This window comes from Micromonospora sp. Utrum1 (assembly GCF_057197805.1).
In genome coordinates, this window is sequence record NZ_CM170071.1 from 7,006,483 (window position 1) to 7,022,250 (window position 15,768).

Annotated in this window: 13 protein-coding genes; 8 read left to right on the forward strand and 5 right to left on the reverse strand. The window is 74.9% G+C overall.

The window, feature by feature from the left end:
* Positions 1 to 24: 24 nt before the first annotated feature.
* The gene (locus AC0OLQ_RS32975; protein ID WP_484529384.1) at positions 25 to 672 is read right to left on the reverse strand and encodes a PadR family transcriptional regulator; all 648 of its coding nucleotides are present in this window, start codon (positions 670 to 672) and stop codon (positions 25 to 27) included.
* Positions 673 to 848: 176 nt separating this feature from the next.
* Between AC0OLQ_RS32975 and AC0OLQ_RS32980 the strand changes: the two genes are divergently transcribed.
* Positions 849 to 1,388 carry a phospholipase gene (locus tag AC0OLQ_RS32980; protein WP_484529385.1) on the forward strand — a complete coding sequence of 180 codons (540 nt, stop codon included), beginning with the start codon at positions 849 to 851 and terminating at the stop codon, positions 1,386 to 1,388.
* Between the two features lie 87 nt (positions 1,389 to 1,475).
* Here the strand turns inward: AC0OLQ_RS32980 and AC0OLQ_RS32985 are convergent, their stop codons facing one another.
* A complete protein-coding gene (locus AC0OLQ_RS32985) occupies positions 1,476 to 4,274 on the reverse strand; it encodes an ATP-binding protein (protein ID WP_484529386.1) in 2,799 nt (932 codons plus the stop codon).
* Positions 4,275 to 4,430: 156 nt separating this feature from the next.
* Positions 4,431 to 4,652: an FmdB family zinc ribbon protein gene (locus tag AC0OLQ_RS32990; protein WP_484529387.1), complete on the reverse strand. Its 222-nt coding sequence runs from the start codon at positions 4,650 to 4,652 to the stop codon at positions 4,431 to 4,433.
* A 38-nt stretch (positions 4,653 to 4,690) separates the two neighbouring features.
* Here AC0OLQ_RS32990 and AC0OLQ_RS32995 point away from each other — a divergent pair, with 38 nt between their 5' ends.
* The 3 genes from AC0OLQ_RS32995 to AC0OLQ_RS33005 all read left to right on the forward strand — a co-directional run bounded on the left by AC0OLQ_RS32995 (position 4,691) and on the right by AC0OLQ_RS33005 (position 10,493).
* Positions 4,691 to 6,037, forward strand: coding sequence for a lytic transglycosylase domain-containing protein (locus tag AC0OLQ_RS32995; RefSeq protein ID WP_484529388.1), 1,347 nt, complete (start codon positions 4,691 to 4,693; stop codon positions 6,035 to 6,037).
* Positions 6,038 to 6,109: 72 nt separating this feature from the next.
* Entirely contained in the window at positions 6,110 to 7,126 is a 1,017-nt protein-coding gene (locus AC0OLQ_RS33000; protein ID WP_484532497.1) for a GNAT family N-acetyltransferase, read from the forward strand.
* Between the two features lie 94 nt (positions 7,127 to 7,220).
* Entirely contained in the window at positions 7,221 to 10,493 is a 3,273-nt protein-coding gene (locus AC0OLQ_RS33005) for a lamin tail domain-containing protein (RefSeq protein ID WP_484529389.1), read from the forward strand.
* Between the two features lie 71 nt (positions 10,494 to 10,564).
* On the opposite strand, the gene AC0OLQ_RS33010 is transcribed toward AC0OLQ_RS33005, so the two are convergent.
* Positions 10,565 to 10,912: a MerR family transcriptional regulator gene (locus AC0OLQ_RS33010; protein ID WP_484529390.1), complete on the reverse strand. Its 348-nt coding sequence runs from the start codon at positions 10,910 to 10,912 to the stop codon at positions 10,565 to 10,567.
* A 57-nt stretch (positions 10,913 to 10,969) separates the two neighbouring features.
* Here AC0OLQ_RS33010 and AC0OLQ_RS33015 point away from each other — a divergent pair, with 57 nt between their 5' ends.
* Genes AC0OLQ_RS33015 through AC0OLQ_RS33030 form a run of 4 tightly spaced genes read left to right on the forward strand, consistent with a single transcriptional unit; the run spans position 10,970 to position 14,780 of the window.
* A complete protein-coding gene (locus AC0OLQ_RS33015; RefSeq protein WP_484529391.1) occupies positions 10,970 to 11,554 on the forward strand; it encodes an NADPH-dependent FMN reductase in 585 nt (194 codons plus the stop codon).
* A gap of 1 nt (position 11,555) precedes the next feature.
* Positions 11,556 to 13,070 carry a DHA2 family efflux MFS transporter permease subunit gene (locus tag AC0OLQ_RS33020; protein WP_484529392.1) on the forward strand — a complete coding sequence of 505 codons (1,515 nt, stop codon included), beginning with the start codon at positions 11,556 to 11,558 and terminating at the stop codon, positions 13,068 to 13,070.
* Positions 13,071 to 13,116: 46 nt separating this feature from the next.
* Entirely contained in the window at positions 13,117 to 13,611 is a 495-nt protein-coding gene (locus AC0OLQ_RS33025) for an RNA polymerase sigma factor (RefSeq protein WP_484529393.1), read from the forward strand.
* 2 nt (positions 13,612 to 13,613) lie between these two features.
* Positions 13,614 to 14,780, forward strand: a complete 1,167-nt coding sequence (locus AC0OLQ_RS33030) for a hypothetical protein (protein ID WP_484529394.1) — start codon at positions 13,614 to 13,616, stop codon at positions 14,778 to 14,780.
* On the opposite strand, the gene hemB is transcribed toward AC0OLQ_RS33030, so the two are convergent.
* On the reverse strand, positions 14,774 to 15,757 hold the full coding sequence (hemB, locus tag AC0OLQ_RS33035; RefSeq protein WP_357334633.1) for a porphobilinogen synthase: 984 nt from the start codon (positions 15,755 to 15,757) through the stop codon (positions 14,774 to 14,776). The genes AC0OLQ_RS33030 and hemB overlap by 7 nt on opposite strands.
* Positions 15,758 to 15,768: the final 11 nt, after the last annotated feature.

The window sequence follows — 15,768 nt, forward strand, 5'->3', positions numbered from 1 at the left end:
CCGCACCCCCGCCGGGGTCCACTGTCAGTGCGGCTCGGTCCCCCTCTCCGCCAGGTCCGCCCACTCGGGCGGCACCGCGCCCGTCTCGTGCCAGGCCCGCCACTCGGCCACGCCCGGCAGCGCGCCGGTGGTCAGCTCGTCGAGCAGGCCGCGCAACCAGGTCGCCTCGGCCTCCCGGACGGCCAGGTCGTACTCGGCCTCGATGAGGAAGATCCGGGGCACCGCCCGGGCGTGCCCGGCCAGCGCGGCCCGCTGCGCGGCGAGCTGTTCCTCCAGCCGGTCGAGGCGCTGCCGCAGCAGCTCGATCGCCTCGTCGGGCCCGAGGACGCCGAGCACCGACAGGCCGGCCTCGAACCGGGGCTGCTCCCGCTCCGGGACGGCGACCAGCTCCCGGGTCCAGTCGACGAGCTCCGCGCGCCCGGCGTCGGTGATCCGGTAGACGGTGCGCTCCGGGCGCCGCCCCTGCCGCCCGCTCTCCACCGCCACCAGCAGGCCGTGCCGCTCCAGGTTCGCCACCACCGTGTAGAGCGAGCCCCACTTGATCGGCATGTCCTGGTCCTTGCCGCGCTGGCTCAGCACGGCGGCGATCTCGTAGGGGTGGCGGGGCCGCTCGGCCAGCGCCGCGAGCACGGCGAGGGCCAGCAGATTGCCGACCGGACGTCGCTTCGCCACCGTGCCCTCCTCGCGCCCGATTACTCGTACACGAGTATATGGCCGCCTGCCCCTGAGGCAAAGGCATTCGTCTGTTTCGACGCATGTCACCAACACGTCGCCCGAAGCGTCGCCCCGGGTCCCGCGGTCGATCGAAAATCATCGACATCTGGCCCCACACCCCCGGGGAGGTACCCGTGTCCCGACGTCTCACCACCCTGCTCGCCGCCGGCACGATCGCCCTGCTCACCGCCCTCGGCGCGGCCACCCCCGCCGCCGCCGCGGTGAGCACCGAGCAGAAGCTCGCCGTGCTCTCCAGCTGGACCCAGACCAGCGCCACCAGCTACAACGCCTGGAACTCCGCCCGGCTGAACAAGGCCGCCTGGACCGAGTACGCCTTCAACTGGTCGACCGACTACTGCTCGTCCAGCCCGGACAACCCGCTCGGCTTCAACTTCAGCCTCTCCTGCTACCGGCACGACTTCGGCTACCGCAACTACAAGGCGATGGGCCGGTTCTCGGCCAACAAGTCCCGGCTGGACAGCGCCTTCTACGAGGACCTGAAGCGGGTCTGCGCCACCTACAACGCCGTGGTCCGGCCCGCCTGCTACAGCCTGGCCTGGACCTACTACCAGGCGGTCAGCGTCTTCGGCTCGGTCGCCGCCGTCCAGCAGGCCGACCTCGACCGCGCCGCCCGCATCAAGTCCGACGCCGAACGCCGCGCCAGCCTCCGCTGACCCCTGCCCCCTCCCCCGCCCCGCCCCACGTCGTCGATCAAGAGGTTCGCGTCGCCGGAGGCCCGGATCACGACGCGAACCTCTTGGTCAACTCGCGGTGGAGCGGCGCGGGGCGGGGGCGGTGAAGCGGGGGGAATTCGGCACGGCCAGGTCGGGGTGTTCGAGGTCGAGGGCCAGGGCGGCGGCCTCCTCCAGGGGAAGGGCGGCGCCGGTGGCGTAGGCGGCGTCGAACGCGGCGTCGCCGAGGGCGCGCCGCAGCTCGGCCTGGCGGGCCAGCCAGTAGGGGCCGTAGATGCCTGGGGTGGCGCGCAGGCTGGCCCGGGTGGCCTGGGCCGCGCCGAAGATCCGGGCCGCGGTCACCGGCTCCCCGCCCAGTGCGCAGCGCACCGCGATCGCGTTCAACGTGTCGCAGGCCCGGCCCAGGTAGCCGTGGCTCATCCGGGACCGGAGCGACACCAACAGGTGCTCGTGCGCGGCCACCAGGTCGCCCCGGGCCAGCGCCACCAGGCCGAGCAGCATGTCCACCGACCGGCGGCCCCGCTCCACCGGGCGCGCCGCCTCGACCGGGCGAGCCGCGCCGAGCACCTCGGCCGCCTCGTCCAGCGCGCCCCGGCGCCACAGCAGCTCGGCGAGGTTGTAGACGGCGAGCAGCGCGTCGGAGACCACGTCCTGGGCGTGCGCCCAGTCGATCACCTCCCGGCAGACCCGTTCCGCCTCGACGAACTGTCCCATGTCGACCAGCGGCGCGGCCCGGCCCGCCAGCACCCGGGCGAGCAGCCCCAGGTCGCCGGCCTGCCGGGCGGCCGCCTCGGCCCGCTGCGAGTAGCGCAGCTCCTCGGCGAACTCGCCGTCCGCCCCGGCGTGCAACGAGTGCATGTGGTACGCCGCCGCCAGCTCGGCCTCCGGGATCGGCTCCCCGGTCTCCGCGATCCGGCCGTAGAGCCGGAACAGCCAGAGCCGCCCCTCCCGGGCCAGCCCCCGCTCCCGCCACCACTGGTCCAGCCCCCCGGCCAGCCGCAGCCCCGACCGGGCGCTGCCGCCGGTGGCGCACCAGCGCAGCGCGGCGCGCAACTCCCCGGCGAGCGGGTCGAGCGCGAACAGGGAGAGGGTGACCGGGCGACCGTCCGGGCCCAGGTGGGCGCGCTCCAGGGCGTGCCGGGACCAGGCGACGTGCCGGTCCCGGGCGGTCTGCTCCTCGCCCGCCTCGATCAGCCGCCGGGCCGCGTACGCCCGGATCGGGTCCAGCATCCGGTAGGTGCTGCCCGAGGCGTGCGGCTCGGCCAGCACCATCGACTTGTCCACCAGCACCGACAGCGGGTCGAGCGGGTCGTCGTCGAGCAGCCACTGCACGGTCGGCAGGTCCACCGGACCGGCGAAGACGGCCAGCCAGCGCAGCAGCCGGGCCGAGCGCACCCCCAGCGTCCGGTACGACCAGGTGACCGTGGCCTGCATGGTCAGGTGCCGCTCGTTCGCCGAGCGCTGCACCGCCCGGCTCGCCGGGGTGGCCGGAGCGGCCCCGGTCGCGGCGGCCACCAGGTCGACGGTGTCCTGCTGGTTGCCGGTCCAGCCGGCCTCCACCGGGGACTGCTCCAGCTCCTCCCGCCCGGCGTCCAGGGTGCCCAGCATGTCGTCGAGGCGCTCGGCGAGCTGCCCCACCGAGAGCACCCGCAGCCGCGCGGCGGCCAGCTCGATGGCGAGCGGCAGTCCGTCCAGCCGGCGGACCACCCGGCGCAGGTCGGCCTGCTCGGCGGGTTCGGGCGCCCGGCCACCCCGGGCCGCCGTGGTGCGGTCCAGCAGCAGGGCCACCGCGTCGCTCTCCCCGCCGTCCGGGCCCGGGTCCACCGAGAGCGGCGGGATCCGCCACACCGCCTCGCCGGGCACGCCGAACGACTCGCGGCTGGTGGCCAGCACCCGCACGCCCCGGCCACCGGCCAGCAGCCGGGCGATCACCTCGGCCGAGGCGGCCGGCTGGGCGTCGCAGGTGTCCAGCACGACCAGCATCCGCCGCGCCGCCGCGTACTCGACCAGGGTGTCCACCATGGGGCGGCCCGGTTCCGGGCGGAGCCCGAGCACGGCGGCGATCTCGAACGCCACCAGCCCCGGGTCGGTCACCGCGGCGACGTCGACGAACCACACCCCGTCCGGATACGCCTCGACCACCCCGGAGGCCAGCTCCACCGCCAGCCGGGTCTTGCCCGCCCCGCCCGCGCCCAGCACGGTCACCAGCCGGTACGTCTCGACCAGCCGCCGCAGCTCGGCCCGCTCGGCCTGCCGGCCGACGAACGAGGTGACCTGGGTGGGCAGGTTGTGCGCCACCGCGTCGGCGGTACGCGGCCGCGGGAAGCTCCGCTCCAGGCCGGGCGCGACGAGCTGGAACAACCGTTCCCGGTCGTCGAAGCCGCGCAGCCGGTGCAGCCCGAGGTCCAACAGGGACGCCCCGTCGGGCAGCGGGTCGGCGTGCCGGGCGGTCGCGGCCGAGCAGAGCACCTGTCCGCCGTGGGCGGCGGCGGCCACCCGGGCCGCCCGGTGCACCTCGGGGCTGGCGTACTCGCCGTCGCGGGGTTCGGCGTAGCCGGTGTGCAGGCCCATCCGGACCCGGGGCGCGGCCTCCGGGGTGGGCCAGTCGTGGCCGGCCAGCGCGCGTTGCGCGGTGAGGCAGGCCTGCACCGCCGTGGCCGCGTCCGGGAAGGCGAGGAAGAACGAGTCGCCCTCGGTCAGCAGCTCCGCCCCGTCGGTGCCGGCCAGCGTGTGGCGCAGCAGCCGGCGGTGTTCCCGCAGCACCGGGCGGTAGCCCGGGCCGAGCAGCTGGGCCAGGCGGGTGGAGCCCTCGATGTCGGTGAAGACGAAGGTCACCCATCCGCTCGGGAGGTCGATCCGTGGCGACATGCGTGGAACCTCCGCCCCGTGACGTCGGCTTCATGCTGCCCTATGGTCACGCGGTCACGCATCGTGAGAACGGCCGGGCAGATTCCGACCCAAGGTGCCAAAGGATCACACGGGCGGCAAGCCGGGTAGACCGGCGGGCCGAGGGCCTACCGGCCGTCAGCAGCCGCAGGCGCCGCCGCAGCAGCCGCCACCGGCCGGTGTGGACGCCCCGCCGACCGGGCCGGACCCGCCCCGGCCGGTGACCGCGACGGTGGAGAGCAGCTTCACCGTGTCGGCGTGTCCCTGCGGGCAGGATGCCGGCTGACCGGCCTGGGCCATCGGGCGGTTGACCTCGAAGGTGTCGCCGCAGGCGCGGCAGCGAAACTCGTAGCGGGGCATGCCACCAGCGTACGGCCGGACCTGACGCCTCGGCCGCCATGGGTGATACTCGACGGGTGGTGGACGGCGAGCAGCGATCGACGGTTCGGCCCCTGCGACCGGCCGCGCCGCCCGACGGCGGCGCCGGCCCCGTTCCCCGCCCCCGCCGCGACGCGGCATCCGACCCGGCCGGCGACCCCAGGGCCGACCCGAAGCCGGACGTGGCCGAGCCCAAGACGAAGGCAGCCGACCCGAAGCCGGAGCCGGCCGAGCCCGAGACGAAGGCGGCCGATCCGAAGACCGAGGCGGTCGACCCGAAGACCGAGGCGGTCGAGCCGAAGCCGGAGCCGGCCGAGCCGAAGACGCAGGCGGAGCCGGCCGAGCCGAAGGCGGCGCTGGCTGGCGCGGAGGCCACACCGACTACGAAGCCGGTGGCCGGCCGACGGCGGCGGGTGCCGTTCGCGCACGCGGTCCGGGTGCCACCGCCCCGGCAACTCGCCGTCGGCGCGGCCCGGGCCACCCGCGCCTGGTCGCGCCGGCCGAGTGGGCGCACCACCCTGCCCGGCCTGTTCCTGCTCGTCCTGGTCGCGGCCACCGCCGCGGCCGGCGCGCTGCTGGTGCCCACGGCGATCCGCAAGCCGCAGCCGGTGGCCGTCGACGCCACCACGAACGCCCCGGCCCAGGGCGTCCCCCAGGCCGGCGTCGTGCCCGGGGCGACCGGCGTGCCGGTCGGCCCCGGCGCGACCGGGGTGCCGGGCACCTTCGGCCCGACCGGCACGGCGACGCCCGGCGGCACGCCGACGGGTCCGATCGTCGGCACGGCGGTCCCCGGCCGCCCGGCCGACGCGCTGGCCGACTGGGCGCAACGGGTCAGCGCGACGACCCACATCCCGCCGGTCGCCATGCAGGCGTACGGCTACGCCGAGCTGGTGCTCGCCCAGACGAACCGCAGCTGCCAGCTGAGCTGGACCACGCTGGCCGCGATCGGCTACGTCGAGTCCGGGCACGGGTCGCACGACAAGTCCTCCCTCCGGCCCGACGGGGTCGCCGCCCCGGAGATCCTCGGCGCCCCGCTGGACGGGCAGGGCGGCCGGTCCCGGATCCTCGACACCGACCAGGGGCAGCTCGACCACGACCGGGTCTACGACAAGGCGCTCGGCCCGATGCAGTTCATCCCGAGCACCTGGCAGGAGATCGGCGCGGACGCCGACAACGACGGCGTCAAGAACCCGCACGACATCGACGACGCGGCCCTGGCCGCCGGCCGTTACCTCTGCAAGGGCGGCCGGAACATGACCATCCCGGGCGACTGGTGGGGCGCCATCCTCTCCTACAACGATGTACGCCGCTACGCCCAGGACGTCTTCGACAAGGCCGACGAGTACGGGCGGCTAAGCGGTACGTGACGTGACCGGTCGCATACATTCGCGGACCAGACCCTTCCCCCGGGCTGCCGTTGACGGCAAGCTAGACGGGTGATGGTGCGCGAGTGGGACCCTCGGACCGCGTCGTCCGCCGAGATAGCGTCGCTGCTGGACACGCTGAACGCGGTGTTGGCGGCCGACCTGCCGCAGGATCCGCCCTGGCGGGAGAACTCCCTGCGGGAGTACCTCTCCGAGGTGATGCCGGGTGAACGCCGGATCTCCTGGGTCGCCGAGGCCGACCCCGCCGCCGACGGCACCCCCGGGCCGATGCTCGGTCACATCAACGTGCTGCTCCTCGGCGGCATCGGCGTGCTGGAGGTGCTGGTGCACCCGAATGTCCGGCGCGGCCGGCTGGGCCGTGAGCTGGTGCGGGTGGCCGCCCGCCGGGTCTGGGACGAGGGCTTCCAGTCGATCGGCGTGGAGGTGGTCGGCGGCACCCCGGCCGTGGCGTTCTACGAGGCGCTGGGCTTCGCCCGGGAATACGTCGAGACCCGCAGCGTGCTCGACCTGGGCGCGGTCGAGTGGCCGGCGCTGGCCGAGATGGCCACCGAGGTGGGCGCCGGCTACCACGTCGAGTTCTGCCCGGGCGGGCCGCCGGACGACCTGATCGAGGCGTACGCGCGGGCCAAGGCCGAGGTGCGCGACGTGGACGACGGTGAGCTGCGGCCCAGCTCCTACGACCCGGAGCGGCTGCGGGACAGCCTCGACACGCTGCACCGGCGGGGCATGAAGCCGTACATCGTGCTGGCCCGGCACGAGCAGACCGGCGAGGTGGCCGGGCTGACCGAGGTGGTGGTGCCGGCGCAGCACCCGACCCGGGCCGACCAGTACGACACGATCGTGGTCCGGGACCACCGGGGCTACGGGATCGACCGGGCCATCAAGGCCCGGATGCTGCTGGAGCTGCGCTCCGCCGAGCCGGAGCTGGCCGAGGTGCAGACCTGGAACGCGCAGGCCAACGAGGCGATGCTGAAGGTCAACGCCGAGCTGGGCTACCGCCCCGACCGGGACTGGTGCGAATACAGCGTCGACGTGGCCGAGCTGGTGCACCGGCTCGACAGCCCGCGCTGACAGATATTCACCAAACGGCTGCTCGGGGGATGGACGGCGGACCGGAAGGGCACTTAACGTGCGTTAGTTCCTGTCCACCCATCGTGGAGGCTCCATGCGCCCGCGCCGCACCTTCGCCGCGCTCGCGACCACCGCCGCCGTCTCCGTCACGGCCATCGGGATCGCGCCCCCCGCGGCCAGCGCCGCGCCCACCGACCTGTTCATCTCCGAGTACGTCGAGGGCCTGTCCAACAACAAGGCCGTCGAGCTCTACAACGGCACCGGGGCCCCGATCGACCTGGCCGCCGCCGGCTACCAGCTCCAGCTCTACTTCAACGGCGCCACCACGTCGACCAACGTGCCGCTGACCGGCACGGTCGCCGCGGGTGACGTCTTCGTCTTCGCCGCCTCGGCGGCCGCGCCGGCGATCCTCGCCCAGGCCGACCAGACCTACGGCGGCTCGCTCTACAACGGCGACGACGCGATCGTGCTGCGCAAGGGCACGACCGTGGTCGACTCGATCGGCCAGGTCGGCATCGACCCGGGCAGCGAGTGGGGCACCGGGCTCACCAGCACGGCCGACAACACCCTGCGCCGGCTCCCCTCGGTGAGCGCCGGCGACACCAACCCGGCGGACCCGTTCGACCCGGCCGTGCAGTGGGCCGGCTTCGCCACCGACACCTTCGACGGGCTGGGCAGCCACAGCATCGACGGCGGCGGCCCGGTCGACCAGGCGCCGACGCTGACCTGCGGCGGCACGCTGACCCTGGAGGCGGGCGCCACCGCGACCCGCCAGGTCACCGCCACCGACGCCGACGACACCGTCACCGACCTCGCGGTCACCACGGTCAATCCGACTCCGGCGAGCGGCTCGATCAGCCGTACCGGGTTCACCCCGGCCGCCGCGGTCGGCGGCACGGCCACCGCCACGCTGACCGCCACCGGCCTCCCGGCCGGCGCCTACTCGGTCACCGTCACCTCCACCGACGCCGAGGGCGGCACCGCGACCTGCACGCTGACCGTGCAGGCCACCGCCGTGCTGTCGGTGGGCGAGGTGCAGGGCCGCACCGGTGACGACGAGGACGGCCGCACCGACCGGTCGCCGCTCGCCCCGGCCAGCGGCAACGGCACCAGCTCCATGCTCTACGACGTGCGCGGCGTGATCACCCAGAAGTCGCTGACCCGCAGCTCCGCCGGCGCCGACCAGTGGGGCTTCTACCTGCAGAGCCGCACCGGCGCCGAGGACGGCGACCCGCTCACCTCGGACGGCATCTTCGTCTTCATGGGCTCGTTCACCACGCTGATCGGCGGCTACGCCCCGACCGTGGGCGACGAGGTGGTGCTGCGCGGCCGGGTCTCCGAGTACTTCAACCAGACCCAGCTCTCCAGCGCCTCGCTGGTGCGCAAGCTCGACTCCGGGCTGGACGTGGACAGCGCCGTGCGGGTGGACGACGCCCGGCCGCCGGCCGACGCGGCCGCCGCCGGCCTGTTCTGGGAGCGGCACGAGGGCGAGCGGATGCGGGTCCGTTCCGGCAGCGGAATCTCCGCCCCGCGGCACATCTTCGCGTCCACCCTGGACTCCGAGATCTACGTGCTGGACCGCGAGGACCCGATCATGAAGCGGTCCGACCCGTACGCCCGTCGGGTGTTCCGGGACGCGCACCCGCTGGACGACATCCCGGGCACGCTGTTCGACAACGGCAACTACCAGCGGATCCTGCTGGGCGCCGGCGGCGTGAAGGCGACCGCCGGGGACTCGGCCGCGCTGCTGCCCGAGGCCCGCACCTACGACACGCTGACCGAGGGCGCCTACGGCGCCATCTCGTACGCGTTCAGCAAGTACAGCGTGCAGCCCGAGCAGCTGACCCTGACCGGCGGCGCGGACCCGGCGGAGAACAACCCGCCGCTGCCGGCCGACCGGAACAGCGAGGTCGCGGTCGCCACTTACAACGTGGAGAACCTGTACGACTACCGGGACGACCCGTTCGACGGCTGCGACTTCGCCGGCAACTCGGGCTGCACCGGGGTCAGCCCGCCGTTCGACTACGTGCCGGCCAGCGAGGCGGCGTACACCGAGAAGCTGGGCGTGCAGGCGCGGCAGATCACCGGCGCCCTGCACAGCCCGGACCTGGTGCTCGTACAGGAGGCCGAGGACCAGGACATCTGCGCGGTGGCCGACGGCAAGCTGGTCTGTGGCGACACGAACAACGCCGACGGCGCCCCGGACACCATCCAGGAGCTGGCGTTGACCATCGCGGCCAACGGCGGCCCCGCCTACGCGGCGGCGTACGACCGGACCGGCGCGGACGCCCGGGGCATCGCCTCTGCGTTCCTCTACCGCACCGACCGGCTGACGCTGGCCGAGGCGAGCGCCACCGACCCGCTGCTGGGCTCGGCGCCGACCGTGCAGTACCGCTCGGCGGCCCTGCCGTCGAACGCCGACGTGCAGAACCCGAAGGGGTTCAACGCCGTGCTGCCGGCCGACGTCGACCGCTCGACCGGGGTGGACGGCAGCAACGTCTACACCCGGGCGGTCCAGCTGGCCAAGTTCACCGTGGCGGCGGCGCCCGGCTCGGCGGAGCACTTCACGCTGTGGGCGGCCACCAACCACTTCTCGTCCGGTCCGGACAGCCGGGTCGGGCAGCGGCGGGAGCAGGCCGCGTACGGGGCGGCGCTGGTGCAGGCCGTCGAGGCGGCCGACCCGAACGCGCGGGTGATCTACGGCGGTGACCTGAACGTCTTCCCGCGCCCGGACGACCCGATCGCCACGGCGGCGAACCCGACGCCGTCGGACCAGCTCGCCCCGCTCTACCAGGCCGGGCTGCACAACCTCTGGGACAACCTGGTGGCGGACGTGCCGGCGGCGGCCTACTCGTACACCTACGACGGGCAGGCGCAGACGCTGGACAACCTCTTCGTCAACGACCCGCTGCACGAGGACCTCGTCCAGGTCCGCACGGCGCACATCAACGCCGACTACCCCACCGACGCCGAGGACCTGGGCGACCGGGGGGCCAGCGACCACGACCCGCAGGTGGCCCGGTTCCGCTCCCGCGCGTCGCTGAGCGTCTCCGACGCGGCGGTGGCCGAGGGCGACAAGGGCGACAGCACCATGACGTTCACGGTGACCGTCTCCCGCCCGCTCTCGGAGCCGGCCCTGCTCTGCGCCACCACCTACGGCACCACGGCGCAGGCCGGGTCGGACTACGACCCGTACGTGGGCTGCCGGACCCTGGCCGCCGGCCAGACCTCGCTGACCTTCCCGGTGACCGTCCGCGGTGACCGGAAGCCCGAGGCGGACGAGCAGCTCAAGCTGTACGTGGCGGGCGTGCCGGGGCTCCGGCTCACCGACCCGGTCGGCGTCGGCACCATCCGCGACGACGACTGACGGCCGCACCCGCGAAACGGCCCGTCGCCCGGCTCACCGGCCGGACGGCGGGCCGTTCCCGTCCGCCCGGGTCACAGCTCGCAGAGCCGGCGCCCGGAGCGGATGTCGTCGAGCGCGACGTGCAGCTCGCGGATCCGGCGTTCCGCCTCGCCGGTCAGTTTCTCGTGCAGGGCCTGCCAGTCGGCGAGGCCGGGGTCGGGCGGCAGGGCGGCGAGCAAATCCCGGATCTCGGTGACGCTGAGGCCGATCCGCTGGGCCACCCGGGCGACCCGCACCCGGCAGGCCGCGTCCGAGCCGAACCGGCGCTGGTTGCCGCCGGTCCGGGTGGCCTCGATGAGGCCCTGCCGCTCGTAGAAGCGGATCGCGGAGCCGCTCACCCCGCTCTCCCGGGCCACCTCGCCCACCGTGAACGTGCCCACCGTCACTCCTCCGCGCGGGTTGACTTCAACAATTGTTTCGGTTTTAGCGTCGAGCGCATGACGACGCAAGAACTCCGGACCCCGCTCACCCTCGCCGTGCTCGTCGGCAGCGTCCGCCAGCCCCGGATGGGCCGGCTCATCGCCGACTGGTTCACCGACCGGGCCGCCCGCCGCGACGACCTCCGGGTGGACCTGGTCGACCTGGCCGAGGTGCCACTCCCGCTCGCCGACACCCCGCCCGGCGGCAACCCGGCCAGCCCGATCGCCGAGCGGCTGGCCGCCGCGGACGCGTTCGTGGTGGTGACCCCGGAGTACAACCACAGCTTCCCGGCCGCGCTGAAGAACGCCATCGACTGGCACCACCGGGAGTGGACCGCCAAGCCGGTCGCCTTCGTCTCGTACGGCGCCGGGTCCGGCGGGATCCGCGCGGTCGAGCAGCTCCGGCTGGTCTTCGCCGAACTGCACGCCACCACCACCCGCACCGGGGTGGTGCTCACCGCCCCCTGGGAGCGCCTCGACCGGCAGGGCCGGCTGGTCGACGACGGGCCGCTGGGTCGGGCCGCCGACGCCACCCTCGACGAGCTGGCCTGGTGGGGCGAGGCGCTGCGCACCGCCCGCCGCGACCGGCCGTACGGGAGCTGACGTGGATCGCACCGCATACCGCCTCGGCTGGTACCTGACCCTCGGTGGCCTCCTCGCGGTCATCGACACCACCGTGACGGTGGTCGCCGTGCCCCGGCTGGTCGAGGAGTTCGACGCCGGCATCGCCACGATCGGCTGGGTCACCAGCGCGTACGCGCTGGCCCTGGTCGCGGTGATGCCCGCCGCCGCCTGGGTGGCCGGCCGGTTCGGCGCCCGCCGGGCCTACCTGGCCGCGCTGGCCCTGTTCACCGCCGGCTCGCTGCTGGCCGGGTGCGCCTGGGCGGTCGGCCCGCTGATCGCGTTCCGGGTCGTCCAGGGCATCGGCGGCGGCCTGCTCAACCCGGTGGGGATGGCGATCGCGCTGGCCGCCGTACCGCCGGACCGACGCGGCCGGATGATGAGCCTGGCCGGGCTGCCGGTCCTGGTCGGCCCGCTGGTCGGGCCGGTGCTCGGGGGCGCGCTGCTGGATCACGCCTCCTGGCGGTGGATCTTCTGGATCAACCTGCCCGTCGGGGTGGCGGCGCTGCTGCTCGGCCGGCGAATGCTGCCTGCCACCGACGCCCGGCCGGCCGCTCGGCTCGACCTGCCCGGCCTGCTGCTGCTCTGCCCCGGCCTGGCCCTGGCCGTCTACGGGCTCAGCGTCACCGGCGAGCGGGGCGGGCTGCGCACCGCGCCGGTGCTGGTGCCGCTCCTGGTCGGCGGCGTGCTGGTGGCCGGGTTCGTCGCACGGGCCGGTCGGGTGCCGCACCCGCTGCTGCGGCTGTCCGTGCTGCGGGTGCCCGGGATGGCGGCCGGCGCCGCCACGGTGGGGCTCTTCGCCGCCGGCTACTTCGGCTCGTTCCTGATCCTGCCGGCCTACGTGCAGCTGGTCCGGGGTGACTCGGCCACCCTGGCCGGCACGCTGGGCATCCCGCAGGCGGTGGCCACCGGACTGATGCTCCAGGTCGCCACCCGGCTGGTGGACCGGGTCTCGCCGCGGCTGGTGGTCGGGCTCGGCATCGCGACCGCGCTGGCCGGCACGGCGGCCCGGGTGGCGGTACTCGACGCCGACACCTCCTATCCGCTGCTCGCGGTGCTCGGGGTGGTCACCGGGCTGGGCACCGGCGCCACCCTGATGCCCACCATGGCCGCCGCCAGCCGCGCCCTGGCCCGCGACGACATCCCGGCCGGCAGCACCCTGCTCACCACCGTGTCGAACAGCGCGGTGGCCGTGGGCACGGCACTGCTCGCCGCCACGCTCTCCTGGCTGGTCGGCCGGTTCGCTCCCGGCCTCGGCGAGGACGGGCTCGTCGCCGCCGCCCGGCTCGCGCCCGCCGACCGGACGGCGTACGCCGCCGACCTGGCCCGGGCCGTACGGTTCGCGCTGGCGACGTCGGGGGTGCTGCTCGCGCTGGCCTGGCTGACCAGCCGGCGCCTGCCCGCCGGCACGGGCGACCGCCGCCCCGGACCCGCGCCGAACGAAGTCGGGAGCCGTCACGTGGATTCGGCGGGAACGCCCGGGGCCCCTCGGGCGTGAACCTGACATGGGCAACCATCCCGCCACGCCGGCCACACGGACGCCGGTGCTGACGCGCCGCGACGTGCCCCCCGCCGAGCTGCCGTTCGAGCAGTTCTACCGGGACCACGTCGACCGGGTCCACCGCGCGCTCGCACTGGCCGTCGGGGACGGCGCGGTGGCCCGCGAGGCGACCGACGAGGCGATGGCCCGGGCGTACGCCCGCTGGGACCGGGTGCGCCGGCTGGACAACCCGGGCGGCTGGGTGTTCCGGGTCGGGCTGAACTGGGCCACCTCCTGGTGGCGGAAGGTGCGCCGGGAACGGCCGCCGGCCGAGGACCGGCACCCGGCGACGGCCGCCCCGGACCCGGCCGGGCTGGCCGCCCGGTCCGCCCTGGAGCGGCTGCCCGCCGCCCGGCGCACCGTCATCGTCTGCCGGGTGCTGCTGGACCTCTCCACCGCCGAGACCGCCGCCGTGCTGAACCTGACCGAGGGCACCGTCCGCAGCCGCCTCTCCCGAGGGCTGGCCGAACTGCGGGCCGCCCTGGCCGAGGAGGAGTGACCGTGGACGTCGTACCCGAGGACCTTGCCGAGCTGGTCCACCGCGCCGCACGCGCGACCGCTCCGCACCCGGCGGACCTGGCGACCATCCGCCGGCGGGCCCGCGCCCGGCGTCGCCGCCGGAGCGTGACCGGCGTGGCGGGGCTGGTGGTGCTGGTCGCTTTCACCGGCGGTGCCGTCCCGCTGCTCGCCCGCGACGACCGGGCGGCCGGCCCGGTGTCCGCGCCGTCGGTCCGACCGGCGGGGACGAGGCCGGCCATGCCGCCCACGCGCGGGCCCGCGCAACGCCTGATCCTCTCCGGCGAGGGCGGGAGCGTCCGGCCGGTGCGGAACGGTCCGGAGATCGGCCTGGTCGCCGGCACCGCGAGCGAGCTGACCGCCGACGGCTCGGTGGTCCGGCACCGGGTCCCCGCCGGCTGGGAGCAGACCGTGCCGCTGCCGGACGGGCGGCTGGTGGGTCTCAAGCTCACCGACCTCATGCCCGGCGTGCGACGGCCGGACGGCCCGGACGTGGCGGGCCTCTCGATCCGGCTCATGGTGCTCGGGCCGGAGGACCGGGTGCAGGTGAGCCGGGAGGTCCGGGTCAAGGGGCAGGCCCTCAGCCTCGTCGGGGCGGACGCCCGGTACGCCTACCTGGTCCGCGATGGGATGGGTCTGGTGGCCCACGAGCTGGCCACCGGGAGGGAGAGGACCCTCATCCGCGTCGCCGCGAAGGCCGACGGCGAGCTGCCCTTCCGGGGTGCCGACGTGGCGGCGGGCCTGGTGGTGTCAACGACGGGCGCGCCGGACATGACCCGTTGCCGGCTGGAGGTACGGCGGCTGGCCGGCGGGACCCGGCTGTCCCGTCCCACGGTGGACGGCGACTGCGCGCCGTCGATCCGGCTCTCTCCGGACGGCACCCTCGTGGCGGTCCCCTACCGCCGGCCGGTCGCCGAACGGTCGCTGGAGTACCGGGTGGCGATCCTCGACACCGCGACCGGGCAGCGCCGGGCCGACCAGGTCATCGGGACGGCGGACACCATCGCGGGCCTGACGTCCGGCGGGATCTGGGGGGTCGCCTGGGTCGACGACACCACCATCCGGGTGGTCTGGGCGCAGCTACCGGACCCGCCCCGGAAGGTCTACTCCGTCGGGGAGCTGGCCCGGGTGGTGACGGTCGGCGTTCAGTAGCGTTGGCGGAGCAGCTGGGCCGCCTCGACCGCCCAGTAGGTGAGGATGATCTGCGCGCCGGCCCGGCGGATCGAGGTGAGCGTCTCCAGGATCGTCCGCTCGCGGTCGATCCAGCCGTTCGCGGCGGCCGCCTCGACCATCGCGTACTCGCCGGAGACCTGGTAGGCGGCGACCGGGACGTCGACCGCGGCCCGGACCGCCGCGACCACGTCGAGGTAGGGCAGGGCCGGCTTGACCATCACCATGTCGGCGCCCTCGGCGACGTCCAGCTCGACCTCGCGCAGCGACTCGCGCAGGTTGGCCGGGTCCTGCTGGTAGGTGCTCCGGTCGCCCTCCAGGGCCGACTCGACGGCGTCGCGGAACGGGCCGAAGAAGGCGGAGGCGTACTTGACCGCGTACGCGAGGATCGACACGTCCTGGTGCCCGGCGCCGTCGAGGGCCCGGCGGACCACGCCGACCTGGCCGTCCATCATCCCGGACGGCCCGACCACGTGGACCCCGGCGTCGGCCTGGGCGACCGCCATCCGGGCGTACGCCGCCAGGGTGGCGTCGTTGTCCACGGCGCCGTCGGGGGTGAGCAGGCCGCAGTGCCCGTGCGAGGTGAACTCGTCCAGGCAGAGGTCGCTCATCACCACGGTGGCGTCGCCGACCTCGGCGATCACGTCCCGGATGGCCACGTTGAGGATGCCGTCCGGGTCGATGCCGCCCGACCCGGTCTCGTCCCGCGCCGCGGGCACCCCGAAGAGCATGATCCCGCCGACCCCGGCCTGGACCGCCTCGACGGCGGCCTTGCGCAGCGAGTCCCGGGAGTGCTGGAGCACCCCCGGGAGCGACGCCACGGCCCGTGGCTCGGTCAGCCCCTCCTTGACGAACATCGGCACGACCAGCTCGGCCGGGTCGACGCGGGTCTCGGAGACCAGCCGCCGCACGGCCGCGTTACGGCGCAGCCGGCGGGGCCGGATCTCGGGGTACGACATGGGGGGCCTCC